The following is a 25,964-nucleotide window of genomic DNA, read 5'->3' on the forward strand; positions in this document are numbered from 1 at the left end:
CCCGTCTCCGAGCCGCTCGCCGCGAACGTGCTCGCCCTGCTGCAACATGCTGTGTCCGGCGGAGAGCCTTCGGCGCGTTCGTAGACTGTGGCCCTGGAGCCTTTCCTCGACCGCCATGAGCCGCAAAGACCAGATCGTCGCCGAGCTCGACGGCCTCAGCGACGCCGACCTCAGCGTCCTCCTCGACACGATCCATCGGCTGACGGACCGCAAGCCGGCCGAGGCCGGGGTCATGGCCCGGCTCCGGTCCATCCAGATCGACGGCCCGGACGACCTGGCGGCAAACCACGACGCCTACGCTTCTGGGTTCGATGCCGAGCCGTAGCCCGCTCTTTGTCGACACCGCGTATGTCCTGGCGCTCGTCAGCCGCCAGGACCAGTTTCATCCGATGGCCGTCGCCCTGTCGCTCCGCTTCGAGGGCTCCCCACTCGTCACCACCAACGCGGTCCTCTTCGAGATCGGCAACTCGCTGTCTCGGTCACACCGGGCTGAGGCGGCGGCCATCATCCGCTTGTTCCGTTCGTCGGAGAACGTGACGGTTCTCTCCACCGATGCCCGACGGTTCAAAGACGCGCTGGCCCTCTACGCCTCCCATTCGGACAAGACGTGGGGACTCGTCGACTGCCTCTCGTTCGTCGTCATGCGAGAGGAGGATCTGAACGACGCGCTCACGACCGATGCCCACTTCGAGCAGGCGGGCTTCCATGTGTTGATGCGGGAGTCCGCTCTATAGCGGTCGTCGTGAGGTCACGAGGAGCCCGGTCCCGGTCGCGTTGTCGCGGCGGAGGTCGACGGCGTTGAGCGCCAGCCCGACCGGCCCGGCCGGGACGTAGTACGCGGCGACGAGCGGCGTCAGCCACCGGCTGGCGGAGAGCATCTGGATCGGCCACTTCACCAGCAGCCGCCACGCCGCCGAGCCGACCGGGCCGTACGTGTAGGCCGTCTCGACCACCTCGAGCCCGGCCGTCTCCAGCTTCTCCGTCAGCTCCGCCAGCGGGTACCCGTCGCGGACGTGCTCGCCGATAAAGCTCTCCTCGCCCGTCTCGGTCACGCCGCTCCCCCCCTGGTCGCTCGGCGTGTTGACGAGGAACACGCCGCCGGGCGCCAGCGCCGCGCGGACGTTCCGGAACACGGCCCGGTCGTCCTCGATGTGCTCCATCACGTCGACCGAGAGCGCGAGGTCGAACGTGTCGGCGTACTCGAGCGGCAGCGTCAAGTCGGCCTTCTCGAAGGCGACGCGGCCGGCGTGGGGCGTCCGGGCCATGAACGTCATGGCGCGCGCGAGGTAGTCGTCCTTGATGTCGACCGCGGTGACGGTCACGTTCGGGAACGTGTCGACGAGCCAGTAGGCGTACTGACCGAACCCGGTCCCAGCGTCGAGCACGCGGACGGGCCGGTCGCCCATCGCCGCGACGTGGTGGCGGAGCGCGCGCCGGACGTACCACGACCGCAGGAAGACGGCGTCGAGCAGCCGGTAGAACACCTTCGTGCGGGCGGGCGACCTCCAAAAGAAGGCGCCGAGCCGGTCCTTGACGGGGTCGTAGTCCACGGTCGGGTCGGGGGAGGCGCCAGAGTACGCCGGGCCGCCCTGCCGGATCGGCCGGGTTCCGTGAAAGGGGAGACTCGGGCCCGTCGCCGAGCGCGAGGTCTCAGCCTCAACGCCCTCCGAGCCCGGCGAGCGACTCGACAGCCTCGGCCAGCCCGGCCCACGAGGTCCGCTGCCGAAGGGCGCCGGCCTCCAGCGTCGGCCCGAGATCCTCGTCGACGAACCGGCCGAGGGCGTCGGCGAGCGCGCCGGGGTCCTCGGGCGGGACCACGAGCCCGGCGACGCCATCGGGGACGCCCTCGGCCAGCCCGCCCACGTCGGTCGTGATCACGGGGCGGCCAAAGTGGAACGCGATCTGGGCGACGCCGCTCTGGGTCGCCGTGACGTAGGGCTGGACCACGACGTCGGCCGCGCCGAAGTACAGGCCGACGCGGTCGTCCGGGATGTAGTCGGCGTCGAGGCGGACGCCGTCGAGCCCGGCGGCCTGGGCCCTCAGCGCGTCCTCGTCGGCGTAGAACTCGCCGGCCACCACCAGGAGCGCGTCGGGCAGGCGGCGGCGGACGTCGGCCCAGGCGTCGAGCAGGACGTGGAGCCCCTTGTAGCGGCGGATGAAGCCGAAGAACAGGAACACCGGCACGCCGTCGGGCAGGCCGAGCGTGGCTCGCGCGTGGGGTCGGGGGACGGGCTCGCCGAATACGTCGTAGGCCGGGTGGGCCACCTGGCGGACAGGAGCCGTGACGCCGAGCCGTCCGAGGTCGTCGCGGACTTGGTCGCTCATCGCGATCAGCCCGTCGCAGGCGCCGAGCGCGAACCGGCTGAGGACGAGGTCGCCCGGCCTCCGCTCGTGCGGGATCGCGTTGTGGACGACGGCCAGGACCGTCACGCCGCGCTTGCGGAGTCGGCGCGCGATGACGCCGAACGCGGGGCCGAAGAACGGCATCCAGTGCATGAACACGGCCACCTCCGTTCCTCTGTCGGCGAGGTACCGGGCCGTTTGCACCCACGAGCGGGGGTCGAGCGAGTCGATGAGCTGGGCAGCGGGCGCGAGGTCGGGCGGCGGCGGTCCGTCGTCGAGCTGGGTGGTGCCGGGGAACAGTCGCTCGGGGTACTGGCGGCGGAAGGTGACGGCCGAGACGTCGTGGCCGCGCACCGCCAGCGCGCGCGCGAGCGCCGCCTGGAAGTGGGCGATTCCGCCGCGGTACGGCCACGCCGGGCCGAGGAGGGTGATGCGCATGTCGGAAGATCTCTCCCCCCCGGACCTCGGGCACCACCGAGCGTATGCGCGCCCTTCTGACCCGACGCCGAGGCGACGGTCCTTTACGTTCGTCATGTCCTTCCCTCTCGCACGATGCGCGCGCTCGCCCTCTCGCTCCTCTTCGCAGTCGGTGTCTTCGCCCAAGACGTTGACCCGGGATTCACGGTCGTTGTGTCCCCGTACCTCACGCCGTTCGTCCCGCTCTCGGCCGAGGCCCAGGCGGTCGCGGAGGCCGGCGCGTTCGGCCACACCGAGGACCCGCTGCGGATGCTCGACAACCCGGCGGTCCTGGCCGGCTTCGGCGACGGCGTCCGCGTCTCGGGCCACCTGCTGACCGACTGGCTCGGGGCCGACGACCTCCAGAGCGCGGGCGGCGCCGTCGCGGCCGGGTGGCGGGCGACGCTCGCGGGCCTGCCGGCCACGGTCGGCGTCGGGCTCGCGTACGGGTCGTTCCGGCAGCCCGTGTTCGACCCGCTCGCCGACGGGTTTCCGACCGAGCTCCCTGCGGCCGACGAGATCCAGCACGACTGGGAGCGCACGGTCTCGCTCGGCGTGGGCGTTGGCGTCGAGGGGCCGGTCCGGGTCCGGGCGGGCGTGGCGGGCCGGTCGCTCCGGTCCGTCCCGCTCTTCGACGTCTTCGCCCCGGAGCCGGGCGGGGAGCGGGCGAGCGCGCTCGTGGCCGACCTCGGGCTCGACGTGACGGCGCCAGTCGGGCGGTGGCTCCAGCCCGAGCCGACGGCGGCCGGCGTCCGGGGCGTTATCGATGTGACGCTCGGGTACGCCCTCCTCGGGATCGGGCTGACCGAGAGCGACGCGCCGTCCGGCTACTTCGCCCAGCCCGAGCGGCAGGCGATGGCCGGTATCAGCCTCCGCGCCGGCGTCGACGTCCGCCAGCGCTCGGCGACGCCGCTCCGGGCCGTCGAGGCCGAGTTCCTGACCGGCGCCGAGGACCCCGGTGCGGCCGCGTTCGGACTCTCGGCCTCCAACGTCCTCCTGGGCGCCGACCCCTCTTCCCAAGCGGTCGTCCGCCGCGCCGGCCGGCTGACGCTCGGCGAGACCGTCGCGCTCAGCGCGGGGACGATGGAGGGGGCCACCTTTGTCGAGCGGGACTCGTGGGGCTTCACGATCAGCGCGGGCGGGGCGCTCCGACTCGTCGGCGCGCTGGCGGACCGGCCGGACCTCCACGCGCTCGGCGGCCGGTTCGATCTCCGCTACACCTACGCCCGCTACACGTTCGACCCCGGCCCGGACCCGTTCGCGACGACCCCGGCCCACGGGCTCGTCGTGCGCGTCCGCCCCTGACCCGCGCGGCCCCGGTGGCTGGAGGAACGTCTACGCCCTGACGGCGGGCCGCTGGCGGACCGCGACCTCGGGCTCCGGCGCCACCTCCTCACGGACGTCGTAGCGCTCGGGCCGCTCCATCTCGGGCCGCACGATCATCTCGCCCAGGAGCCCGGCCAGGAACGACTGCGCGCCGAGCAGGATCAGCAGGATGCCGAACAGGAGCAGCGGCCGGTCGCCGATGGGCTGCCCGTAGACAAGCTTGACCACGCTCAGGTAGGCCAGCATCAGGAAGCCCAAGACGAACCCGACCGTGCCCAGGCCTCCGAAGAACACCATCGGCCGCCGGGCGAACCGGGTCAAGAACACGACCGTGATCAGGTCGAGGAAGCCGCGGAGGTAGCGCTCGAACCCGAATTTCGTCGTCCCGTGGCGCCGGGGTCGGTGGTTCACGACCTGCTCCTCGATGGCCGTGTACCCCTCCCACTTGGCCAGCAGCGGGATGTAGCGGTGGAGCTCGCCGTACACCCGGACGCTCTCGACCACCTCGCGGCGGTACGCCTTGATGCCCGAGTTGAAGTCGTGGAGCGGGATCCCCGAGAGCCAGCGCGTGACGTGGTTGAAGAACTTCGACGGCAGCCGCTTTTCCCACGGGTCGCGCCGCCTGCGCTTCCACCCGCTGACCAAGTCGGCGCCGGCGTCGAGCCGGGCGACCATCTCGGGCAGCTCGGCGGGGTCGTCCTGGAGGTCGGCGTCGAGCGTGGCGACGCAGCGGCCGGTCGCCCGGCGGAAGCCGGCCGCGAGCGCGGCGCTCTTGCCGTAGTTGCGCCGGAACCGGACGCCCGCGAACCGCGCGTCCCGGCGGTGCAGACGTTCGATGACGCCCCACGACCCGTCGTCTGAGCCGTCGTCGACGAGCCAGACCTCGAACGTCAGCCCGGCTTGGTCGAGGGCCTGGCGGATCTCGTCGGCGAGCGTCGGCAGGCTCTCGGCCTCGCTGTAGACCGGGACGACGACGGAGAGGTCGGGGCGCCCCGTGGGCGGGATCTGCGACATGGCGTCAACCTACGCCGGTGGGGCGGCGATGGATGGGCCGAGCGAACGCGAACGGGTCTGGCGCGCGTCCGTCCCGCTCGTGTCCCTCGCGGGCCCGCACCTCGTCCCTCAGGCGCGTGAGGTCGCCGAGCGTCGGTGGCCCGCTCGTCCACCGCTCCGCGATTCGGTGGGCGTGCAGCGAAACGGACGTCGGCAGGACGTCGAAGCCGACGCTCCGGTGCCACGCCCCGCTCTCACGGTTGGCGATGAGCCAGCAGCTCCGCACGTCGACGCCGTCCGGAAGAGCGCCGAGGACGGCTTGCAGCATCGCCGCGCCGAGCCCGCGCCGACGCCAGCCTGGCCGGACGCCGACCGTCTCCAGCGTCACGCCGCCCTCGACCTCGCGCAGGAGCAGCAGCCCGACCACGCCCTCTTCCGCGCGTGCCAGCCGCTGCGCCCGGCGGACCCACTCCGGTTCCAAGTCCAGCGCCTCGGCGATGCCCTCCGCCAGTCGTTGACGGCAGCGCTCGTCGGAGACGGCGAAGAAGTCTGGGCTGCCTGCGAACGCGGCGGCAGCGGCGTTCGCGAGACTCGCCCGCTCGGTGCCCTCCACCGGCTCGATGGCGACGCCGGACGGAGCGGCGGCGTCCGGCACCACGCCGGTCCAGCGTGCGATCTCGTGGCGCCAGTCCGGCTCGAGGCGGAGGCGTCCGTCCCACATCTCGTACTTCCACCCTGGCGGACGTGGCAGGCGGTCGAACGCCTCAGCCGAGACGGGCATCCCGTCCCAGACGTCCGGAGCCGGTCGGTACCGTGCGTGCATGGTGGGGGGCGCCGGCCGCGAGCGCCGCCAGCCGGGTGGCCACGGCTGCTACGTGTCGATGGTGGCGTACTTCGCGTTCCGCTCGATAAACTTGCGCCGGGGCTCGACGGCGTCGCCCATGAGCGTCGAGAACGTCTTGTCGGCCGCGGCGGCGTCCTCGATGGTGACGAGCTGGAGCATCCGGTGCTCGGGGTCCATCGTCGTGGACCACAGCTGCTCGGGGTTCATCTCGCCGAGCCCCTTGTAGCGCTGGACGCCGACGCCGGCCGCGCCGCCGAGCTCGCGGATGGCCTCTTCGAGCTGCTGGTCGGTCCAGCAGTAGACCTCGCGCTTGCCCTTTTTGGCGCGGTAAAGCGGCGGGAGCGCGATGTAGATGTAGCCGGCCTCCAACAGCGGGCGGAGGTAGCGGTAGATGAACGTGAGCAGCAGCGTCCGGATGTGGGCCCCGTCCACGTCGGCGTCCGTCATCAGGACGATTTTGTGGTAGCGGAGCTTCTCGGCCGAGAACTCGTCGGCGCCGGCGGCGATCTGGACGCCGAGGGCGGTCACCATGTTCTTGATCTCCTCGTTGTCCAAGATCTTGTCGAGCCGGGCCTTCTCGACGTTGAGGATCTTGCCGCGCAACGGCAGGATGGCCTGGAAGTGCCGGTCGCGCGCCTGCTTCGCCGAGCCGCCCGCCGAGTCGCCCTCGACGAGGTACAACTCCGACTCGCTCGCGTCCTTCGACGCGCAGTCGGCCAGCTTGCCCGGCAGGCCGCCGCCGCCGAAGGCAGACTTTCGCTGGACGAGCTCGCGGGCGCGCCGGGCCGCCGTCCGCGCCTGAGCGCTCAGGACCACCTTCTGGACGATGATCTTGGCCTCGCGCGGGTGGTCCTCGAGCCACTCGCCGAGCTTCTGGGCCACCAGGCTCTCGACGGCGCCTTGGACCTCGCCGTTGCCCAGCTTGGTCTTGGTCTGGCCCTCGAACTGCGGCTCCTGGACCTTGACCGACAGCACGGCCGTGAGCCCCTCGCGGAAGTCGTCGCCGGACAGCGCGACCTTGGCCTTCTTGAGCAGGTCGTTGTTGTCGGCGTAGCTCTTGAGCGTCCGCGTGAGCGCGCGGCGGAAGCCCGAGACGTGCGTGCCGCCCTCGTGCGTGTTGATGTTGTTGACGAACGACAGGACGTTCTCCTGGTAGCCCGTGTTGTAGCGCATCGCGAGCGACACGGGCACCTCGGCGTCCTCGTCCTCGATGTGGATCGCGTCGTCGAACAGGCTGTCGCGGGCCTCGTCGAGGTAGGCCACGAACTCGGCCAGGCCGCCCTCCGAGTGGTACGTCTCGACGCCGAGCTCGGGGTCGTCCTCGCGCTCGTCGGTGAGCGTGATCGTGATGCCCTTGTTGAGGTAGGCCAGCTCGCGCATCCGCGCCGCGAGGGTGTCGAAGCGGTAGACGCGGTCGAAGAAGATGCCCGTGTCCGGCTTGAACGTGACCGTCGTACCGGTCTCCTCGTCCGGCCCGAGGTCCCTCACCCGCGTGAGCTCCTCGACCGTGTCGCCCTTCTCGAAGGCCATCTTGAACACGCCCCCGTCGCGGCGGACCTCGACGTCGAGCCGGTCGCTGAGGGCGTTCACGCAGCTCACGCCGACGCCGTGGAGCCCGCCCGAGACCTTGTAGGTGTCCTTGTCGAACTTGCCGCCGGCGTGGAGGACCGTCATCACGACCTCGACGGCCGGCTTGCCCTCGGTCGGGTGCATCGCGACGGGGATCCCGCGCCCGTCGTCGGCGACGGAGATCGAGTTGTCGCGGTGGATCGTGACCTCGATGTGGTCGCAGTAGCCCGCCAGCGCCTCGTCGATCGAGTTGTCCACGACCTCGTAGACCAAGTGGTGGAGCCCGCGCACGCCGACGTCGCCGATGTACATGGCCGGCCGCTTGCGGACGGCCTCTAGGCCCTCGAGCACCTGGATGTTGCCCGCGCCGTACTCCTTGGGCGCGGAGCCTGTGGTGAGCGGAGCCGAACCGTCACCCGCCGACGGGGGGACCGCCAGCGCGTTGGCCGGGGGCGTCGGGGTCTGGCCGTCCGGAGTTGCGGCGTTCTCGTAGGGACGGTCGGTGCCGTTCGTGTCAGACATCGGTCGGGGGTCGGAGGGGGGACGCGCGGGCTCGAAGGGACCCGCATCAAACCGGCCAAATTTACGGCCAGACGGCTTTCCGAGCCGTGATTTCTTAACGCCCGCGCCCTCCTCCTATTGGCCCCGTCACCGCCTGTTCACACGGCTCAAACACCCTCTCCTAGCGTGTCGCGGAGAGCGTCCCGGAGGTCGCTCACTCGGGCGACGAACGCGGCCAGCCCGACGTCGTAGGCGTCGGCGACGGCCCGGCGACGGGCCTCGACCGCGAGCCGCCGGGCCTCCTCGACCACGACCTCTCCGACGGCCGGGTACAGGCTGAGCAGCTTCTGGTGGATCACGCCAACGGTCCGCCCGAGATCGTCCAGCAGCGTCCGGTCTTCGAACGCCTGGGCCAGAGCGGCGGCCGGGCTCTCGGGCACGCCGGTCACCACGCGCAGCCGGAGCCGGACGACGTGGGCGCCCAGCTCGGCCCACAGCTCGCCGAGGTCCGCCCGAGCCGAGCCCACCGGCTCCTGCTCCGACGCATCGCGCCCCGCCCGCCGGTCGCCGATCTGGCGGGCCGCGTTCAGCGCCGACCGCGCGGCGGCCACCAAGGCCACGGCGTGGAAGGCGACGGCGGGGTGCGAGTGGTCGCGCATTCAGGGTTTGGGGGGTCGAGCAGGTAGAACAGGTCCGGCGGGTTCAACGCGCCAACCCCGCGATACCCGCTCAACCTGCGGGACCTCAAACGTTCAGGTAGCGGAGGAAGGCCGCGGCGCGCTCCTCGAGATCGTCCTCGGCCTCGTCGAACACGGCCGTCACGCGGTAGTCGTAGTGGGCCATCACGTGGCGGACGCGCGCCGTGTCGCTCACGTTCAGCTTGAGCGTGACCCGGACGTAGCCGGCGCCGGGGTCGTCCTCCGTTGACACGGACAAGATGCGGACCCCGTTCTGCTCGATGATCTGGGCCACCTGGCCCAGCGAGAAGTTGTCCCGCGCCGCGTCGAGCACGATGATCGCGCCCGGCTCCTCGGTCGCCAGCATGTGGGCGAGCTGGGCGAACACGTCCTGGCGGACGACCAGGCCCGCGTACGCGCCGTCTTCGGCCAGCACCGGCAACACGCTCAGGCCATGCTGGCGGAGCAGGTGGGCCGCGTCGAACACGTGCGTGTCGAGGCCGATGGACACCGGCTCGCCTGCGACGAGCGCGCCGAGCGGGGCGTCCGGCTCGGGGTGGGCACGGAGCGCCGCCTCGGTCACGACCGAGTCGAGCCGTCCGGTGGGGTCGAGCACGGGCAGGTGCGCGACGTGGGCGTCGGCCAGCTCGAGGAGCGCCTCGCCGACGGTGTCCGTTGTCGAGAGCGGGTCGAGAGGGCTGAGGAGGGTGGCAACGGTCATGGCTGTGGGGGGACGACCGGGACGGCAAGCTAGCGCGCCCGGTACGTACTAGACGCGCAAGAGGCGTACCACATCCAGCGACTCGTCGGCGCGGCTCGACCGTTCAGCGGGACCTGCGCCCGTTCGGCGAGATCGCGGACGGCGGGCGGTCAGGCGTCGGGGTCGTCGGCGAGCGAGGCGACCTCGGCGGCGCCGTCGCCGGAGACGTCGGCCGCGGGCTCCTGCCAGCGCAGGCTGCCGTAGCTGGCGAGCATCCGGTCGAGGTCGGGCGCGTTCTTGGTCGAGGCCCGGAACCGGAGCCGCACGACCGGGACGGGCGGCGCCGTTGCGTCGTAGGCGTCCTCCGCGAACCCGAACGTCTCGTCCAGCACCTCGGCCACGCTGTGGACGTGGGACCGCGCCTTCGGCTTCGAGACCGGCAAGAGCGCGACCCGGTCGACGTAATCGGCCTCGACGAGCGCGAGCGTCCGGGCCCTCAACTCGTCCAGCCCGATCCCGCGCGCGGCCGAGACGAACACGGCGTGATCGTGCGCCGACTGGAGCTGGTCGAGCAGCCCGGCGTCGTCGAGCGCGTCGACCTTGTTGAACACCATCAGCGTCGGCTTGTCCTCGGCCTCCAGCTCCGCCAGCGTCTCGCGGACGACGCGGATGTGGTCCTCGGCGTTCGGGTGCGTCACGTCGACGACGTGGAGGAGGACGTCGGCCTCGCGGACCTCGTCGAGCGTGCTCTTGAAGCTCTCGACGAGCGAGTGCGGGAGCTTGCGAATAAAGCCGACCGTGTCGGCGAGGAGCACCGGCTTGTTGGTGTCGAGGGCGATCTGGCGCGTGGTCGCGTCGAGCGTGGCGAACAGCCGGTCCTCGGCGAAGACGTCGGCGTCGGCGAGCGCGTTCATGAGCGTGCTCTTGCCGGCGTTCGTGTAGCCGACGAGCGCGACGCGCGTCTGCTCGGCGCGGCCCTTGCGCTGGGTCGTCCGCTGGCGGTCGATCTTTTCGAGCTGGTCCTTGAGGACGGCGATCCGGTTGCCGATGAGCCGGCGGTCGGTCTCGATCTGGGTCTCGCCTGGCCCGCGCATCCCAATGCCGCCCTTTTGGCGTTCGAGGTGCGTCCAGGCCCGCGTCAGGCGCGAGCGGAGGTACTGGAGCTGGGCGAGCTCGACCTGCGTCTTGGCCTGCGCCGAGCGCGCCCGGCTGGCGAAGATGTCCAGGATGAGCCCGGACCGGTCCACCAGCTTGACGTTGGTTTCCTCCGACTTCAGCGCCTTCTCCAGATTGCGGACCTGGACCGGCGACAGGTCGTCGTCGAACACGACCAGGTCGGCGCCGTGCTTCTCGACGGTCCGGCGGAGCTCCTCCACCTTCCCTTTCCCGATGAACGTGGCGCCGTGGACGCGCGGGAGGTTCTGGGTGACGCGGGCGGCCGTGTCGGCGCCAGCGGTGTCAGTCAGGAGCTCGAGCTCATCTAAGCCGTCGCGAAGCTCGGCGGGGGTCGTGTCGGGCGTCTGAACGCCGACGAGGACGGCGGTCTCGCGTCCGCGGGAGGTCCGTTGCGTCAAAAGGCAGTCTCGATAGTTGGTGAGGGTGAACGCGCCGACGGGGAGATCGGTGCGGAGGCTCCGTGAAAGCTAGGCAGGGACACGACGCAGTGGCAGCACTGCCGTCTCCTCGCTGGCGCGCTGATCTCGTGGGATCACAGGATGCGCTCGGCCCTCGTCCGAGCCGATCTTTGACTCGGTCGGCGGACGTCCGCAAGGGCCCGCGTCCCCTCGACCCCACTCTCGCTGTGCTGGGACGGCACCTCGCTTCCCCCTCTCCCCCGAAGAGGGGGAGGCTCTCGTCCCCTCTCTCGGCTGCCTGTGGTGGTGTGGCTGAGCCAGCGGCGGGGGAGCCTGAACCTCTCCCGCCGCCGTCGTTTTACTCGGACGGCGCCGGGCGACGTCGTGTCGTGACGAGCGTCTCGGCGACCAGGCACGCGAGGGCGAGGGCGAGGAAGACGGTCCACAGCGGCAGCCCGGCCGGGTCGCCGTCGGCCGCCAGCCCGGCAGCGCCATCGACCACGCGGACCGGCCGGCCGGTGATGGCTTCGAGCCGACGCGCGGCCTCGCCCGGATCGAGCGCCGCCGGGTCCGACTCGCGCGCGTCCTCGTTGACGGCGACGACCCGCAACGTCCGGTCGCCCTGGACCACGCGGTAGAGCCCGGCCCGAGCGACGGCGTCGCCCACGTCGAGCACGACGGCGCCCGGAACGGTCCGCTGGAGCGGCGTCAGCGTCACGCCGTCGGGCCCGACCAGCCGGAGGGCCGCCCCAGACTCGACGCCGTCGACGCGGATTGTGCCGCCCTCGCGGGCCACCAGCTCGCCCGTGTCGGCGACGGATGAGCCGGCGGCGAGGTAGGCCGCGGCCCGGTACAGCAGCGGGACGAACAGGCCACGCTGGGGCAGGTCGCTCCACCCCAGATCGGGCGCGACGCCGAACAGCAGCACGCTCCCCTCGCCCCGCCGGATCTCCTGCAAGAGCGGGGTGCCCGTCTGCGTCGCAATGAGCGTCGTCTCGTCGGCGCCGCCGGGGCGGTAGCGGGCAATCTTGCGGAGGTCGATGGACTCGGGCGTCGGGCGGGCCGCGTCGAACACGCCGGCAAAGAGCGGGTGGTCGAGGTCGAGGTCGGTCGTGGTTCCGAGCACGTCCCCTCCGCTCTCTCCGGCCGCGCCGTCGACGCGGCCGGCGCCGAGCGCCGCGAGCAGCGGGTTGAGCGCGTCGGTGGCGTCGCCGGGGAACGCGAGCACGCCGCCGCCCGACGCTACGAGCGACGCCAGCCGACCCGGGTCGCCGAGCGACGACGGCCCCACGAGAACCACGGCGTCGTAGGCGTCGAGGTCGGCGCCGGGCAGGGCGCCCTCAGCGATCTCATTGAGCGCGAGCCCACCCGACTCGGCCGCGACGCCGAGCGCGAGCGTGACCAGATCGGCCCGCTGACCGTCGCCCCGGACCACGAGCACGCGGGGCGGCGGCGGCACGCGGAGCGCGAAGTAGCGGGCGTCGTCCCACTCGGCACCGTCGGCCTCGATTCGGACCTCGCCGCCGAGCCACCCGCGAGCCGGCGGCGTGACGGTGAACGGGACCCGCACCGGCTCGCCCGGAATCACGTCGACCGCCGTCTCGGCGACGCGCTCGCCGTCCAACAAGAGGGCCGCGCCGACCGTCCCCGGACGACCGCCGTACCGCACGACGGTCGCCTCGACCTGGACCGGCCGGCCGGGCTCGACGATCCGGCTCACGACGCGGACGTCCGTCACGGCCGTGTTGACCTGGGCGCGCGCGCCGAGCGGCAGCAGCGTCACGTCCACGTCGTCCGGGAGCCGCGCGCTCGCGGAGTCGGTGAACGTGGCCGCCTGGAGGTCGCTCACCACGACGATCTCGCGGCGCGGGTGGACGGCGCCGTCGAGCACGCTGCCGGCCCGGGCGACGGCGGCCGTCAGCGCCTCGGCGCCGGCGAGGGCAGGCGTGGCCGCGATGGCGTCCAGGACGGGGCCGGCCGTCTGGTACGGCACCACGCGGGACTCGGCTGGCCGGGCGACGGGCAGCAGCACGCGCTCGTCGCCGCTCCCGGTCGCCTCGACGACGGCGGCCCCGAGCGTCCGCGCCTGGTCGATAAGGGCGCCCTGGGCGTCGCGCAGCGTCATCGACCGGCTGTTGTCGAGGACAAGGACCAGGCTCCGGGCCGCCCCCTCCTCGAACACGCCCGCGTCGGCCGTCCGCGTCGGCCGGGCGAAGGCGAGGACGAGGAACAGGATCGCGAGCGTCCGCAGCGCGAGCAGGAGCCACTGGCGGATCCGGACGCGACGCATCGCCGTCGCCTCGATCTCGCGGAGGAAGCGGAGCGTCGAGAAGTCCACCCGCTGGGGCCGGCGGAAGTTGAACAGGTGGACGACGATGGGGATCGCCGCGGCGGCCAGCCCGAACAGGAGGAGCGGATTCAGAAAGCCCATGGCCGCCGAACGTAGCCACGCCCGCCGCTCGCGCGCGGCCCGACCGGCCTATCCGACCGTGCTCTTGGCCCGCCTACCTGTCATCCTGAGGCCAGCGAAGGATCTACTCCACGCGGCCTCGTGGTCTCGGGAGGCTCCGAAGCGGCGAGCGGCTAGATCCTTCGACTCCGGCCGACGACGGCCTCCGCTCAGGATGACAAAGAGGGAGTTGCGGAGCAACGATCCGGTAGAAGGCACTCGCCCCGCTCTATCCGGCGTGCCGGATCGCCAGCTCGCCATCTCCGCCGGCGGGCAGGTGCCCGTCGGCGTCCGGGAAGACGACGCGCGTCCGGGGCAGCGCCTCCGAGTGCGTCTCGCGGAGCCACCGGAGGATCCCCTCCCGCACCTCGCACCGGAGCTCCCACACATCGTCCGCGGTGGCCGCCGACATCAGCGCGCGCATCTCGACGCCGCGCTCGCCCAGGTCCGTCACGTGAAGCCGCCAGAGGTCCCCGTCGAAAAACTCCGACGCCTCCACGAGTCGGCCGACCTCGGCGCGGACGGCCTCGACGGGGACGTCGTAGTCTGTCCGGACGTAGACCGTCCCCAGCACCTGCGACGACGACCGCGTCCAGTTCTGGAACGGCGTCTCGATAAAGTAGGAGATCGGCAAGACCAGCCGGCGCAAGTCCCAGATCCGCACGACGACGTAGGTCAGCGTGATCTCCTCGACGCGGGCCCACTCGCCCTCAACGACGACCACGTCGTCGACGCGGATGGGCTGGGTGATGGCGATCTGGATGCCGGCGAACAGGTTGCCGAGCACGCGCTGGGCCGCGAACCCGAGCACGATCCCAGCGATCCCCGCCGACGCCAGCAGCCCCGTGCCCACCCGGCGGACCGACTCGAAGTGGAGCAGGATCACGGCGACGGCCACGACGACGACGACCACGTTGAGCAGGCGCTCGAACAGACCGATCTGGGTCAGAATCCGGCGCTCCGAGAGGTTGTCGGCCTTGCCCGTGTCGAGCCGGTCACCGAGCGACTGCCGGACCGCACCGACGGCCCGGACCACCAGCCGCGCCACGGCCACCACGAGCGCGATGGACAAGGCGGTCGCGACGGGGCCGGCGACCACCTCCGCGTCGTCGGGCAGCCGTGGGAGCGCGGCGCGCGCGGCCATCAGGACCAACGCCCACCGCGCCGACCGCTCGGTCGCCTGGACGAGCAGCCCGCGCAGCGGCAGCCGCTCCGGAGCGACCCGGCGGACGCGGTGGAGCGCCCCGTACACGGCGGCGTGGAGCACGAGTGCCCCGCCGACGGCGACCGCGAGCGTGACGGCGAACGCCGGCCACGGGTCGAGCGCGAGCGTTGGGATCAGGGAGAGGAATCGGGTCATGGAGTCTCAACGGTCCGATCCCCTCGGTGAGTTGCCCAGCCCGCCGTGGCACCGCTTCCAGTCACGGGCTCTCCACACGCGGCCCGCTGACACCACGGTTTCACACGCCTGCGGCATCTTCGCTGCCCACGCCGCGTTGCTCCCCGTCCCGCTGGCGGAGCACGCCGGCGCCCCGGCCCCACCCTCCGACAATGGCGAAGACGAAGACGGCCCCGAAGCGAGCACCCAAAGCAAAGAAGGCGACCGACGGCGCGTCGAAGGACCGATTCGTCGGGCGCGATCTCGTGGTGACGGGCGCGCGCCAGCACAACCTCAAGAACGTCGACGTCACGATCCCCAAAAAGCAGCTCGTCGTCGTGACGGGGCCGTCGGGCTCGGGCAAGTCGTCGCTGGTGTTCGACACGATCTACGCCGAGGGGCAGCGGCGCTACGTCGAGTCGCTGAGCGCCTACGCCCGCCAGTTTCTGGACCGGATGGACAAGCCGGACGTCGACCTCATCACGGGCCTGGCGCCAGCGATTGCTATTGAGCAGCAGACGGGGACGAAAAACCCGCGCTCGACGGTCGCGACCCAAACCGAGGTCTACGACTACCTCCGCCTGCTGATGGCGCGTGTCGGCACGACGGTGTCGCCGGTCAGCGGCGAGGTCGTCACGCGCGACAGCCCGCGGTCGGCGGCCGAGGCGATCCAGGCCGTGTTGCCCGAGAAGACGCGGTTCTACCTCTGCTTCCCATTCCCCGCGCACAAGGGGGCGAAAAAGGTCGAGGAGCTCGAAGCGCTGCGCGCGCGCGGCTTCTTCCGCCTGGTCGCGTTGCCGACCGAGAAGCAGGCCGAAAAAGGCGCAGCGGCCGAGGTCATCGACCTTAACGAGACGCCGCCCGAGTCGGTCCGCACGCCGGTCTCCCGCTTGCTCGTGCTGGTGGACCGGCTGGCGACCCACCCCGCCAGCGACCCGACCACGAACCGGATCGCGGACTCGGTCGAGCAAGCGTTCCGCGAGGGCGACGAGCGGGCCGTCGTGGTCACGGCGCCGCGCGACCAACCGTTCGAGACGCTGGAGTTCTCGGCCCGCTTCGAGCGCGACGGGATGGAGTTCGAGGAGCCGACGCCCCAACTGTTCTCGTTTAACAGCCCGCTCGGCGCGTGCCCGGCGTGCCAGGGCTTCGGCCGCGTGCCCGGCGTGGACCCGGACCTGGTGATCCCGAACCCCGAGTTGTCGCTGCGGCAGGGGGCCCTCGCGCCGTTCCGGACAGAGCAGTGGTCGAAACATCAGCGGTCGCTGGTCCGCATCGCGGGGCAGGCGGGGATCGACCTCGACGCGCCGTACACGTTGCTTCCGAGGGGACAGAAAGACATCGTCTGGAAAGGGCAGGGCGAGTACGTCGGTGTCGATGGCTTCTTCTCGTACCTCCAGAAGAAGCAGTACAAGATGCACTACCGCATCTACGCCGCGCGCTTCCGCGGCTACACGCGGTGCCCGGCGTGCGACGGCTACCGGCTCCGGCCGCAGGCGCTAACCGTCAAGCTGAAGGGGCCCGCCCTCGGCACGGAAGGCGACACGCCCGCGTGGTTCCACATCGGCGAGCTGTCGGAGCTGACGACGGCCGACGCCCGGGCGTTCTTCGACGCCGTCGAGCTCAGCCAGCACGACCAAGAGGTGGCCGGCCGGCTGCTGACGGAGGTCCGCAAGCGGCTGGACTATCTCGTCGAGGTGGGCCTCGACTACCTCACGCTCGACCGGCTCGCGATGACGCTCTCGGGCGGCGAAACGCAGCGGATCAACCTCGCGACGTCGCTCGGCTCGTCTCTCGTGGGCAGCTTGTACGTTCTCGACGAGCCGACGATCGGGCTCCACCCGCGCGACAACGACCGGCTCATTGGGATCCTGGAGGGGTTGCGCGACATCGGCAATACGGTGCTCGTGGTCGAGCACGACGAGCAGATGATGCGCCGGGCCGACCAGCTCATCGACGTCGGCCCGGGCTCGGGCGCGCTCGGCGGCGAGATCATGTTCCAGGGCACGTTCGACCAGGCGCTCGACGACGACCGGAGCCTGACCGGCGCCTACCTCTCAGGCCGCAAGTCGATCCCCGTTCCCGAGACCCGTCGGCCCACCGACCCGGACCGCCAGATCGCGGTGACGGGCGCGCGCCAGCACAACCTGAAGCGGCTCGACGTGGCCTTCCCGCTCGACGCGATCACGGTCGTCACCGGCGTCTCGGGGAGCGGCAAATCGACCCTCGTTCACTCGACGCTGTACGCAGGGTTGCAGCGCATCAAAGGGAACGACTTCGAGGGCAAGGTCGGCGCGCACGACGAGATCACAGGCGCCGACCTAGTAGAGACGGTCGAGATGGTGGACCAGTCGCCCATCGGCAAGTCGCCGCGGTCGAACCCGGTGACCTACATCAAAGCGTTCGACGCGATCCGCGAGCTGCTGGCGAGCACGCACCAGGCCAAGATCCGCGGGTACCGCGCCGGCACGTTCTCGTTCAACGTGCCCGGTGGGCGGTGCGAGACGTGCCAGGGCGAGGGCGTGGTCCAAATCGAGATGCAGTTCCTGGCCGACCTCTACCTCGAATGCGAGGCGTGTCACGGGGCCCGGTTCAAGCAGGACGTGCTCGAGATCCGGTTCAAGGGGAAGAACGTCGCTGAGATTTTGGACCTCACCGTCGATGAGGCCGTCGCGTTCTTTAAGGGCCAAAAGAGAGTTGCCGGTCGGCTTCAGACGCTCCAGGACGTTGGGCTCGGGTATCTCACGCTGGGACAACCGTCGAACACGCTGTCCGGCGGCGAGGCGCAGCGGGTCAAGCTGGCGGCCCACCTCAGCAAGTCGCACCAGGGCCACACACTCTACCTGTTCGACGAGCCGACGACAGGCCTGCATTTCGACGACATCAAGACGCTCCTCGCGGCCTTCAACGCGCTCGTCGAGGCCGGCCACACCGTCGTCCTGATCGAGCACAACCTGGACGTGATCAAGGCCGCCGACTGGGTGATCGACATCGGCCCGGAGGGCGGGCGGCGCGGCGGATTTGTGGTGGCGGAAGGAACGCCAGAGCAGGTGGCGACGGTCGAGGCCAGCCACACAGCCCCGTTCCTGCGCGCGGCACTGGCGTAGTGCGGAGGGCGCCAAGCGTGGCTATCTCTCACTTTGCCCCCGCCTCAGCGCCGTGTCTCCGCTCCGGATCGCCCTGTTCACGGGCAACTACAACCACATCGAGGACGGCGTCTCGCGCACGCTGGGCCGGCTCGTTGGATACCTCGTCGATGAGGGCCACGAGGTGCTCGTGCTCGGGCCGACCATCGACGACCCGCTCAACCAGCCGGGTCGGTTCCTCGCCGTGCCCTCCGTCGCTGCGCCGGGACGGCCGGAGTACCGCGTCAGCACGAGGTTTCCGTCCGAGGTGCAGCGCCAAGTCGAGCGGTTCGCGCCGCACGTCGTCCACATCGCGACGCCGGACGTGCTCGGGCATCGGGCGCTGGCATGGGCGCGCGATCTCGGCATCCCGGTCGTCTCGACGTACCACACGCACTTCGCCTCCTACCTCGACTACTACCGCCTCGGGCTCGCGGAGGGCGTGCTGTGGGCGGCGCTCCGGCGGTTCTACAACCGCTGCGACGAGGTCTACGCGCCGACGCCCGCGATGCGTGACGCGCTCGCCGCGCATGGCGTCACGTCGACGTTGCGGCTGTGGCCGCGTGGCATCGAGCTCGACCGGTTCCGCCCGGACGCTCGGTCGAACGACTGGCGCCGTGCGCACGGGTTCGCGTCGGACGTCGTCGTGATCTCGTTTGTCAGCCGGCTCGTGAAAGAGAAGGGGCTCGACGTGTTCGCCGAGACCGTCCGGTCGCTACAAGCCGAGGGCGCGCCGGTCCGCGCCCTCGTCGTCGGCGACGGGCCGGAGCGCGAGACCCTGGAGTCGGCTCTCCCGAACGCCGTGTTCGCCGGCCACCTCTCGGGCGGCGACCTATCGACGGCCTACGCCTCGTCCGACGTGTTCCTCTTTCCGAGCGAGACCGAGACGTTCGGCAACGTCACGCTCGAAGCGATGGCCTCCGGCCTCGGCGTCGTCGCGGCCGACGCGGCCGGGACCGCGAGCCTCATTGATCACGAGGCGACGGGACTGCTCTGCCCGCCGCGTGACCGGGCCGCTTTTTCAGAGGCCACCCGCCGGCTCGTCGCAGACCCCAGCCTGCGGACTCGCCTCGGTGCCGCAGCGCGAGAGGCCGCCCGCGCGTACGACTGGTCCGAAGTCCTCGGCCGGATGGTGACCTATTACAGAGGCGTCGTCTCCGTAGGCGAGTCGCTCCCGTAGCGCCGATCACAAGCGGTAATCGAGTGACTAATTAAAGGTTTAAGACTTCGAATTATAGATGTTTAGAGTCGATATCTAGCCGGATGAGCCGCTTCCAATTGGGAGGGGGCCCATGCGACTGGACGGCTTTGTCTCCCGACAAGACCGTTAGGGAATATCTGAGTCTGAAGAGGGTTCCCCAGACGGGTGGAGCCTGAACGTCGGGTGGCGGATGGCGTCCGGGTCCCCCAGATCGTACTGCCGACGGCGTCTCCGCCGGCGGTCCAGCCAGTGGTTGTCCTCGACCACCTGGAGCAGCGCGGGGTAGAAGATGAGCGTCGCCGCCAGTGTGCCGCCGATGCCGACGACGGCCAGCACGCCGATCGACCGGAGCCCGGGGTGCGACGACAGCAACAGACCGCCGAAGCCGACGAGGTTGGTGAGCGCGCCCATCGTGACGTGCTCCCCCGTCGACCGCAGGACGCGGCGGATCGAGCCTCTCCCCTCCTCCCGATAGCGGTGGGTAAGGTGGACCCCACCGTCGTTGCCGATCCCGAGAACGGTCGGCAAGACGACCAGGTTGTAGAACGTGAGTTGGACGCCGAACAACTCCATCATTCCTAGCATCCACGACAACCCAACGACAAGGGGCACGACTGCGACCAAGGTCCACTTGAGAGAGCGGAAGGAGATGTAAACGAGCACGAAGACAAGCACGAACGTCACGCCCACCATCAGTGGGCTCTCCTCCTGCATCAGCCGGAGCATGTCGGCGGCGACGAGCTGAGTGGAGGCCGCGTAGAACGAGCCCCCCTCGGGCGTCGTCACCTGGCCGATGAGTTCGGCGAAACGGATCGAGCGCCGGCCGTCGGCCATGTTGCCGCGGGGAAACACGATGACGAAGTCGCCCACCTCGCCGCTCCGAGTTGTGAAAGGCCGCGTCAGGAACGCCGGCACGCTGTCGAGCGGGATCGGCTCCGTCGCCGAGGCGGCGCGTCGGAGCCGGGCGATTTGGCCCGTCGTGTCCGCGAGCAGGAACGGGTCGTCGAGCACTTCGCGGATGTCGGCCAGGCGCGCGAGCTTCTCGGCGACGCCCGCGCTGTCGGTTGGGAACCGCTCCTGCAAGCTCTCGACGGCCAGGATCAGCGAGTCCTGCTCGGCGAGAGCGCCGACCGCCTCCGTGACCGACTTCACGCTCTCTGGCGAGTCGAGCAGGATGTAGGCCGGGTTCCGGCGCTCGCTCTGCCCGAAGACGGGCTCGAGCGCCTCGGCGCGTCGGTAGTACTCGTCGTACTCGGGCTCGAGGTTCGAGAAGTTGTACTCGAATGACACGCTCGGAATGGCGACGACGCACACGACCGTGATGGCCAGGCACGCCACGACAATCGTCCGTGAGAACGGGAAGCGCGGCTCCACCTCGACGTGGGAGGCCTCACCACGGAGCCGGAGGTCGAGCGCGCCCGTCCGCTCAGCGATGGCCAAGAGTGCCGGGAGGACCGTCAGCATCGAGACCAAGGCGAACAGGATGCCCACACCGCCGATGAGGCCGAACTCGCTGAACCCACGGAAGTCCGCTATCTGGAGCACAAAGAGCGCAGAGGCCGTTGTCAGCGCGGAGACCGCAATGCCTTGGCCCGTGCTCACGAACGTCTCCTCGACCGCGTCTGGCACACTCTGGCCCGCCCCCCGCTCCTCGGCGTAGCGCGCGTAGAAGTGGATCCCGTAGTCGATGCCCAGGCCGAACAGGACGAGGCCCAACGTCGACGTCATCAGGTTGAGCGTCCCGAACGTGACCGCCGCCAGGCCGCCGGCCCACGACAGGCTGATGAGCAGTGGGACGGTCAGCAGGAGCGCCGTCACCGGCGTCCGCAGGAGCTCGCTCCCGACGACGCTCCACACCAACCGCCCGCCGGTCCGCGCCTGGATCGACTTGTAGAGGAAGTAGAGCACGACGGCCAGGATGACCGACAGGACGCCGGCGCCGAACGAGTTCCGGACGTCGGTCGTGATCGACCGGACCTCGATGGTCTGGCGCAGCAGCCGGCCGGCCGCCGTCACCGTCATCTCGGGGTCGTACCGCTCCGGTCCGACGCGCGCAATCGTCGAGTCGAGGTCGGCGTAGAGCTGCTCGACGAAGCCGATGTCGGTCTGAGCCCCCGTCGGGTAGAACTTGACGACGAGCGTCGTTGAGTCCGGGCTGAGGAAATATTCGGTGAGCGCGAGCTGGGCGAGGTCGGCCCTGAGCTGGTCTCCCTCGCGTTGGCGGGCCTGCCTCGCGCTGTCGGACGCCACCCGGAACAGGTCCATTCGCAGCGGATCCGTCGCCGAGCGGACCTGCTGGGCCTGCTCGCGCAAGAACGCTTCGAGCCGGTCGAGCTCCTCGAAGGTGGCGAAGTACAGCGCGTTCTCCGATACGAACCGGACGTCCCGGCGGAAGTCGACGCGGGTGAAGTAGGGGTCGTCGGTGCCCGGCCGTTCCATCGTCATCGCCGCAGGCACAAGAGACTGGGCGAATGCCAGGTTGTGTTCAAACGACGGGCTGTGGATCGCCACGTCGACCGTCGTCTCGGCCCCGACCGTCTCCTGAAGCCGCTGGATGGCCTGAACACTCTTGTACTCGGGCGGGAGCAGCGTGACGATGTTGGCGTCCACCCTCAGGTCGAGCGCCTTCCAAATCCCCAAGCCCGCCAGCAGGAGCGCCACGCCGACCACCAAAAACGGGTGGTGGACGGTGGTGCGGGGGATGAACCGGAGTCGGTCGAAAACCACGTGCGCGCGGGGGGACGGCGGAGACTAGATCCAGAACGACCGATGGCTTCCCGTTCCACGTGAAACGTCAGACCGGAATCCCAAGCAAGCGGAGCACGCTGCCAACCCGGGGGCTCTGGCGATTACCGCCAGCGAGAAACAGAGTGAACCCAACGTAGATCTTCATCACGGTCGAGTTCGAGCCGAGGGTAAAGGTCGCCGCGCCGACCCGGTCGAGAAAACTTCGGGGCACCGACCGCTCTTGCTCGGGACGATCTCCCCCGTCGTCGCGACGTGGACCGCGGGACCGCCGATCCGACAGCACTCCTGTGAAGAGAAGACGCGCGAGCTCCGCGAGCCGGTTGTCGAGAGACACCGTCAGGCCGGGTGGCATCCGAGCAGAGGCAACGTGCGTACAGACGACCCTCTCCTCGCGTCCCGGTTTCCCATGTCCGACGACGGTCCGACTTTGCTCTTCGACGGCGTCTGCACTCTGTGCGACCGGTCCGTCCAGTTCGTCCTCGACCACGAGTCGGTCGCCTCGTTTCGGTTCGCCTCGCTCCAGTCCGAGGTCGGGAGGCAACTCCTCGCGCGGTGTGGGCTGGACGGAGCTTCCACCGACTCGGTCGTCCTCGTTGAGAACGGGACGTGCCACGTCCGTTCCGAAGCGGCGTGGCGGGTCGCGGCTCGGCTCGACGCACCGTGGCGCTGGATCGCCCTCGGGCGCTGGGTCCCACGGAGCGTCCGCGACCGGGTCTACGATGTCGTTGCGCGGAACCGGTATCGATGGTTTGGGACTCGGGACGAGTGCCGGTTGCCCGAACCTGGCGTCCGCGAGCGGTTCCTCGACGCGGACGAGCTGGCGTCTTCGGACCGAACGTCGTAGCCTCTCGACCCCCTTCCTCTCCCCCTATGACCCACACGTACGAGTCCCTCTCTGTCGGCGACAGCTTCTCCTGGTCGCGCACGCTGACGATGGACGACGTCCGGGCGTTCGCCGACGTCACGGGGGACGACAACCCGATCCACGTCGACGAGGAGGCTGGGCGCCAGAGCCGGTTCGGCCGTCCGGTCGTCCACGGCGTGTACCTGCTCGGGATCGCCTCGAAAGTGTTGGGACGCGACTTCCCAGGTCCGGGGTCGATTGCCGTCTCCCTGTCCGCCAAATTCCTCCGCCCGGTCCCCGTCGGTGAGGAGGTGACCATCGAGGTGAAGGTGGCCGAGAAGATCGAGCGCCACGGCCACGTCAAGATGCGGATGTACGCCTACTCCAACGGCAAGATGTCGCTGGGCGGTGAGGCCGTTGTCATTCCGCCGTCTGCGGATGAGTAAACAGAAACGGGGCCTGAGCATCCGCTGCCCAGGCCCCGTCGTCGGGTTTGGCCGGCCGGTTTACTCCGGCAGCTTGACCCGCACGCCGTTGGGGAGTCGTGCCGTCAGCTCCGTCTGGTTCATGATGGCGACCTCCTCGGCCGAGAGTCCGTTCGGAAGTGTCCGCCCCTGGAGGAGCGATTGGAGAGTGGCCCCGCTCGGCGCCGTCATCACCTCGAGTCGCGAGGGCTGGCGGTTGAGGTAGCGGCTGTCGTTGAGCTGCTCGAAGCTGCCGGCGGTCGACCGGAACGCCGAGGCGTAGCGGCTGAAGCTGTTGGGGGCCGTCAGCCCGAGGAGTTGGTAGACGTTGCCCCCGTACTCGATAAACGTCGCTGAGAAGGCGACCGCGCCACTCTGCTGCTGCGCGGCCCCCTCGACGCGGTACGCGGTGTTGCCATTGACCCGGATCGCCCCGCTCGACTGGACCTGCACCCCCTGCTGAGAGGCCAGCGCCCGGCCAGCCGCAGCCGCCGACGACTCGGACGCGAGCGTGAGCTGCATCACGGCCGCCCCGTTCGGCTCGCCCATCAAAAAGGCCGACGGGGAGTTCTGCGTCTGCCACCCGCGAGGGTAGTCGAACGCGAAGCGGAGCTCGGGGTGGTAGAAGGTGTTCCCCTCGGTGTAACCCTGCCTCGGGTCTTCGCCGAGGATGATCCCCTCGATCTCAGCGAGATACTGGGCCGCGTCGACCTCGGTGCCGCCCGGGTCGTACTGCGCCGCGAGCTGCGGGATGGTCTGCGCCCGCTCCCCCGGGTCTGGGTGCGTCGACAGGAAGTTGGGGACGCTCTGGCCCGACCGCTCGCCCAAGCGTTGAAGCGAGATGAAGAAGCGCGAGGCTTCCGTCGCGTCGTACCCGGCGAACTCGGCGTACGCGACGCCCGCCTGGTCGGCCTCGCGCTCGGCTCCACGCCCGTACTTCAGTTGGAGGAGCTGGAGCCCCGTCCCACCGTAGTTGAGGATCCCCTCAGCCACTTGCCCTCCGCCGACGACCCCCCCGAGCACGGCGGCGCCGAGAAGGCCGAACTGGCTAAGCTGAGCTCTCGCCGCCTGCTCCGACGAGTGCCGTCCGAGTACGTGGCCGATCTCGTGACCGAGGACGACCGCTAGCTGGGCCTCGTTTTCGAGGTACGCCAGCAGCCCCCTCGTCACATAGATGAACCCACCCGGGAGGGCAAATGCGTTCACGACGGGCGAGTCGAGCACGCGGAAGTAAAACGGCGTGTTGCGGATCTCAGCGGGCGTGCTGGGGTCGTTGTACGCGCTGGTCTGGAGCACGTCCGCCGCCACACGCTCGACGTAGGCCGTCAGCGCGGGGTCGTCGTAGACCCCGAACTGGGCCTGGATTTGCTGATCGGCTTCGGTGCCGAGTTGGACTTCTTGGGCCCACGTGTACGCCCCGCGCTGCTCCTCCCCCGTCACGTAGTTGACGTTGGTCGTCCCGCAAGCGGACGCGACCAGTGCAAGGAGAAGGAGGGCCGCAGATCGGGACGCGGTGCGTAGAGACGTCATGGTCAAGAGAGCGTGGTGGAAAGGGAAGGGTCAAGTGCGGTGACAGCGCCGCGTTCCACGTGGAACAGAGCGTGGGCGTCGTCCTCAAACGGCACGACCCCACTGAAGGGTTCTGGCCGAGCGGCAGTGATCAGCGACTGCCCCAACTCTCCGGAGACGAGCAGATCGAGGACCACCCGAGTGCGAGCGGGGTCGAGCGGGCCGAACACATCGTCGAGGAGCAAAAGCGGCGGCTCGTCCGTCCGTTCGCGGAAGAACAACGACTGAGCAACCCGAACGGCCAGCGCGAACGTGCGATGCTGACCCTGAGAGGCGTACGGGCGGAGATCGAACCCGTCGATCTGGAACTCGACCTCGTCGAGGTGCGGACCAACGAGGGTCCGACCTAGCTCCCCGCTGCGGCGCCGGGTCCGCGCGAGCGCACGGCGGAGCGCGTCGGTGTCGTCGCTCCCATCGGTTCCACTCGATGGACTGTAGCGGAGCGTCGGGTCACCACCTGGCGTCCCGAGCAAGACGTGGGCCTCGACGAGCAGGTCGGAGAACCGCTCCAGGAACGCGCGCCTCCGCTCGACCACGCGCCCTCCGAGCAATGCCAGCTCCTCGTCCCACGCATCCATAGTGCCGGGTGCCAAGGGGCGCCCCCGGCGGGTCTGCTGGAGCAGGGTGTTCTTTTGCTTTAGCGCCCGACGGTACTTCAACAGGTCGTCGAGGTAAACCGGGTACGCTTGGCTGAGGGTCGCGTCGAGGAGCCGCCGCCGCTCGACGGGCCCCCCCGCCGTCAGGTCCCGGTCATCGGGCGACAGGACGACGACGGGTGCGCGACCGACCAAAGCGGTGAGTCGGTCGAGCGGGGCGCCATTGACGAACGCCCGCTTTCCCTCTCCCGGCACGAACGCGACACGGAGTCGGACGTCCGGCCGGTCCTCACCCTCGAGCGACCCTTCGACCACGAAATGGGGAGCGCCCCGCTGGAGGACAGTGGCGTCGGAAGCGCCGAGAAAGCTCTTCCCCAGGCAGAGGTATCCGAGCGCTTCCAAAACGTTCGTCTTGCCCGCGCCGTTGGGGCCGACCAAAAGGTTGACTCGGGGGGCCGCCTCGATCTCCGTGTCGGGATGCCCGCGGAAGGAAGAAAGGGACAGACGACGGAGGCGCACAGCGAAACGGAGACGGCAAAGTCATACAAAGAGGGGGGGCCACGGTTCGCTCTGTCGCGTGCCGGCGCTCACACCCCGAACCCTGAAAAGC

Annotated in this window: 21 protein-coding genes; 7 read left to right on the plus strand and 14 right to left on the minus strand. The window is 70.1% G+C overall.

Going from position 1 to position 25,964, the window contains the following annotated elements:
• The first annotated feature begins 115 nt into the window (after positions 1–115).
• Entirely contained in the window at positions 116–325 is a 210-nt protein-coding gene (locus ACOOHE_RS00505; protein ID WP_420455845.1) for a hypothetical protein, read from the plus strand.
• Complete coding sequence (locus ACOOHE_RS00510) at positions 312–734, plus strand: type II toxin-antitoxin system VapC family toxin (RefSeq protein ID WP_420455846.1); 423 nt, start codon at positions 312–314, stop codon at positions 732–734. Before ACOOHE_RS00505 ends, ACOOHE_RS00510 begins: the two co-directional genes overlap by 14 nt.
• Here the strand turns inward: ACOOHE_RS00510 and ACOOHE_RS00515 are convergent.
• Both ACOOHE_RS00515 and ACOOHE_RS00520 read right to left on the minus strand, forming a co-directional pair.
• Entirely contained in the window at positions 729–1,550 is an 822-nt protein-coding gene (locus ACOOHE_RS00515; protein ID WP_420455847.1) for a class I SAM-dependent methyltransferase, read from the minus strand. The genes ACOOHE_RS00510 and ACOOHE_RS00515 overlap by 6 nt on opposite strands.
• A gap of 106 nt (positions 1,551–1,656) precedes the next feature.
• Positions 1,657–2,781: a glycosyltransferase gene (locus ACOOHE_RS00520; protein ID WP_420455848.1), complete on the minus strand. Its 1,125-nt coding sequence runs from the start codon at positions 2,779–2,781 to the stop codon at positions 1,657–1,659.
• Between the two features lie 114 nt (positions 2,782–2,895).
• Between ACOOHE_RS00520 and ACOOHE_RS00525 the strand changes: the two genes are divergently transcribed.
• Positions 2,896–4,104: a hypothetical protein gene (locus ACOOHE_RS00525; protein WP_420455849.1), complete on the plus strand. Its 1,209-nt coding sequence runs from the start codon at positions 2,896–2,898 to the stop codon at positions 4,102–4,104.
• Positions 4,105–4,134: 30 nt separating this feature from the next.
• Here ACOOHE_RS00525 and ACOOHE_RS00530 read toward each other — a convergent pair whose 3' ends face one another.
• The 8 genes from ACOOHE_RS00530 to ACOOHE_RS00565 all read right to left on the minus strand — a co-directional run bounded on the left by ACOOHE_RS00530 (position 4,135) and on the right by ACOOHE_RS00565 (position 14,792).
• Complete coding sequence (locus ACOOHE_RS00530) at positions 4,135–5,139, minus strand: glycosyltransferase family 2 protein (RefSeq protein WP_420455850.1); 1,005 nt, start codon at positions 5,137–5,139, stop codon at positions 4,135–4,137.
• A 4-nt stretch (positions 5,140–5,143) separates the two neighbouring features.
• Entirely contained in the window at positions 5,144–5,899 is a 756-nt protein-coding gene (locus ACOOHE_RS00535) for a GNAT family N-acetyltransferase (protein ID WP_420455851.1), read from the minus strand.
• Between the two features lie 90 nt (positions 5,900–5,989).
• Complete coding sequence (gyrB, locus tag ACOOHE_RS00540) at positions 5,990–8,053, minus strand: DNA topoisomerase (ATP-hydrolyzing) subunit B (RefSeq protein WP_420455852.1); 2,064 nt, start codon at positions 8,051–8,053, stop codon at positions 5,990–5,992.
• A 146-nt stretch (positions 8,054–8,199) separates the two neighbouring features.
• Positions 8,200–8,691, minus strand: coding sequence for a hypothetical protein (locus ACOOHE_RS00545; protein ID WP_420455853.1), 492 nt, complete (start codon positions 8,689–8,691; stop codon positions 8,200–8,202).
• Positions 8,692–8,776: 85 nt separating this feature from the next.
• Positions 8,777–9,430 carry a CBS domain-containing protein gene (locus tag ACOOHE_RS00550; RefSeq protein WP_420455854.1) on the minus strand — a complete coding sequence of 218 codons (654 nt, stop codon included), beginning with the start codon at positions 9,428–9,430 and terminating at the stop codon, positions 8,777–8,779.
• 149 nt (positions 9,431–9,579) lie between these two features.
• Positions 9,580–10,983, minus strand: coding sequence for a GTPase HflX (gene hflX, locus ACOOHE_RS00555; protein ID WP_420455855.1), 1,404 nt, complete (start codon positions 10,981–10,983; stop codon positions 9,580–9,582).
• A 358-nt stretch (positions 10,984–11,341) separates the two neighbouring features.
• On the minus strand, positions 11,342–13,414 hold the full coding sequence (locus ACOOHE_RS00560; RefSeq protein ID WP_420455856.1) for a BatA domain-containing protein: 2,073 nt from the start codon (positions 13,412–13,414) through the stop codon (positions 11,342–11,344).
• A 247-nt stretch (positions 13,415–13,661) separates the two neighbouring features.
• Positions 13,662–14,792, minus strand: a complete 1,131-nt coding sequence (locus ACOOHE_RS00565; RefSeq protein ID WP_420455857.1) for a mechanosensitive ion channel family protein — start codon at positions 14,790–14,792, stop codon at positions 13,662–13,664.
• Between the two features lie 191 nt (positions 14,793–14,983).
• Here ACOOHE_RS00565 and uvrA point away from each other — a divergent pair, with 191 nt between their 5' ends.
• A complete protein-coding gene (uvrA, locus tag ACOOHE_RS00570) occupies positions 14,984–17,914 on the plus strand; it encodes an excinuclease ABC subunit UvrA (protein WP_420455858.1) in 2,931 nt (976 codons plus the stop codon).
• A 52-nt stretch (positions 17,915–17,966) separates the two neighbouring features.
• A complete protein-coding gene (locus ACOOHE_RS00575) occupies positions 17,967–19,112 on the plus strand; it encodes a glycosyltransferase family 4 protein (protein ID WP_420455859.1) in 1,146 nt (381 codons plus the stop codon).
• A gap of 147 nt (positions 19,113–19,259) precedes the next feature.
• On the opposite strand, the gene ACOOHE_RS00580 is transcribed toward ACOOHE_RS00575, so the two are convergent.
• Positions 19,260–21,860 carry an efflux RND transporter permease subunit gene (locus ACOOHE_RS00580; protein WP_420455860.1) on the minus strand — a complete coding sequence of 867 codons (2,601 nt, stop codon included), beginning with the start codon at positions 21,858–21,860 and terminating at the stop codon, positions 19,260–19,262.
• Between the two features lie 67 nt (positions 21,861–21,927).
• The gene (locus ACOOHE_RS00585) at positions 21,928–22,092 is read right to left on the minus strand and encodes a hypothetical protein (RefSeq protein WP_420455861.1); all 165 of its coding nucleotides are present in this window, start codon (positions 22,090–22,092) and stop codon (positions 21,928–21,930) included.
• A 195-nt stretch (positions 22,093–22,287) separates the two neighbouring features.
• On the opposite strand from ACOOHE_RS00585, the gene ACOOHE_RS00590 reads away from it, so the two are divergent.
• Both ACOOHE_RS00590 and ACOOHE_RS00595 read left to right on the plus strand, forming a co-directional pair.
• On the plus strand, positions 22,288–22,725 hold the full coding sequence (locus ACOOHE_RS00590; protein WP_420455862.1) for a thiol-disulfide oxidoreductase DCC family protein: 438 nt from the start codon (positions 22,288–22,290) through the stop codon (positions 22,723–22,725).
• Positions 22,726–22,751: 26 nt separating this feature from the next.
• Positions 22,752–23,171: a MaoC family dehydratase gene (locus ACOOHE_RS00595; protein ID WP_420455863.1), complete on the plus strand. Its 420-nt coding sequence runs from the start codon at positions 22,752–22,754 to the stop codon at positions 23,169–23,171.
• 60 nt (positions 23,172–23,231) lie between these two features.
• On the opposite strand, the gene ACOOHE_RS00600 is transcribed toward ACOOHE_RS00595, so the two are convergent.
• Positions 23,232–24,719 (minus strand): M48 family metalloprotease, encoded by a 1,488-nt coding sequence (locus tag ACOOHE_RS00600; RefSeq protein WP_420455864.1) that lies wholly within the window; start codon positions 24,717–24,719, stop codon positions 23,232–23,234.
• 2 nt (positions 24,720–24,721) lie between these two features.
• Positions 24,722–25,873 carry a DNA replication/repair protein RecF gene (recF, locus tag ACOOHE_RS00605; RefSeq protein WP_420455865.1) on the minus strand — a complete coding sequence of 384 codons (1,152 nt, stop codon included), beginning with the start codon at positions 25,871–25,873 and terminating at the stop codon, positions 24,722–24,724.
• Positions 25,874–25,964: the final 91 nt, after the last annotated feature.

This window comes from Rubrivirga sp., from assembly GCF_965213695.1.
Lineage (GTDB): Bacteria > Bacteroidota > Rhodothermia > Rhodothermales > Rubricoccaceae > Rubrivirga.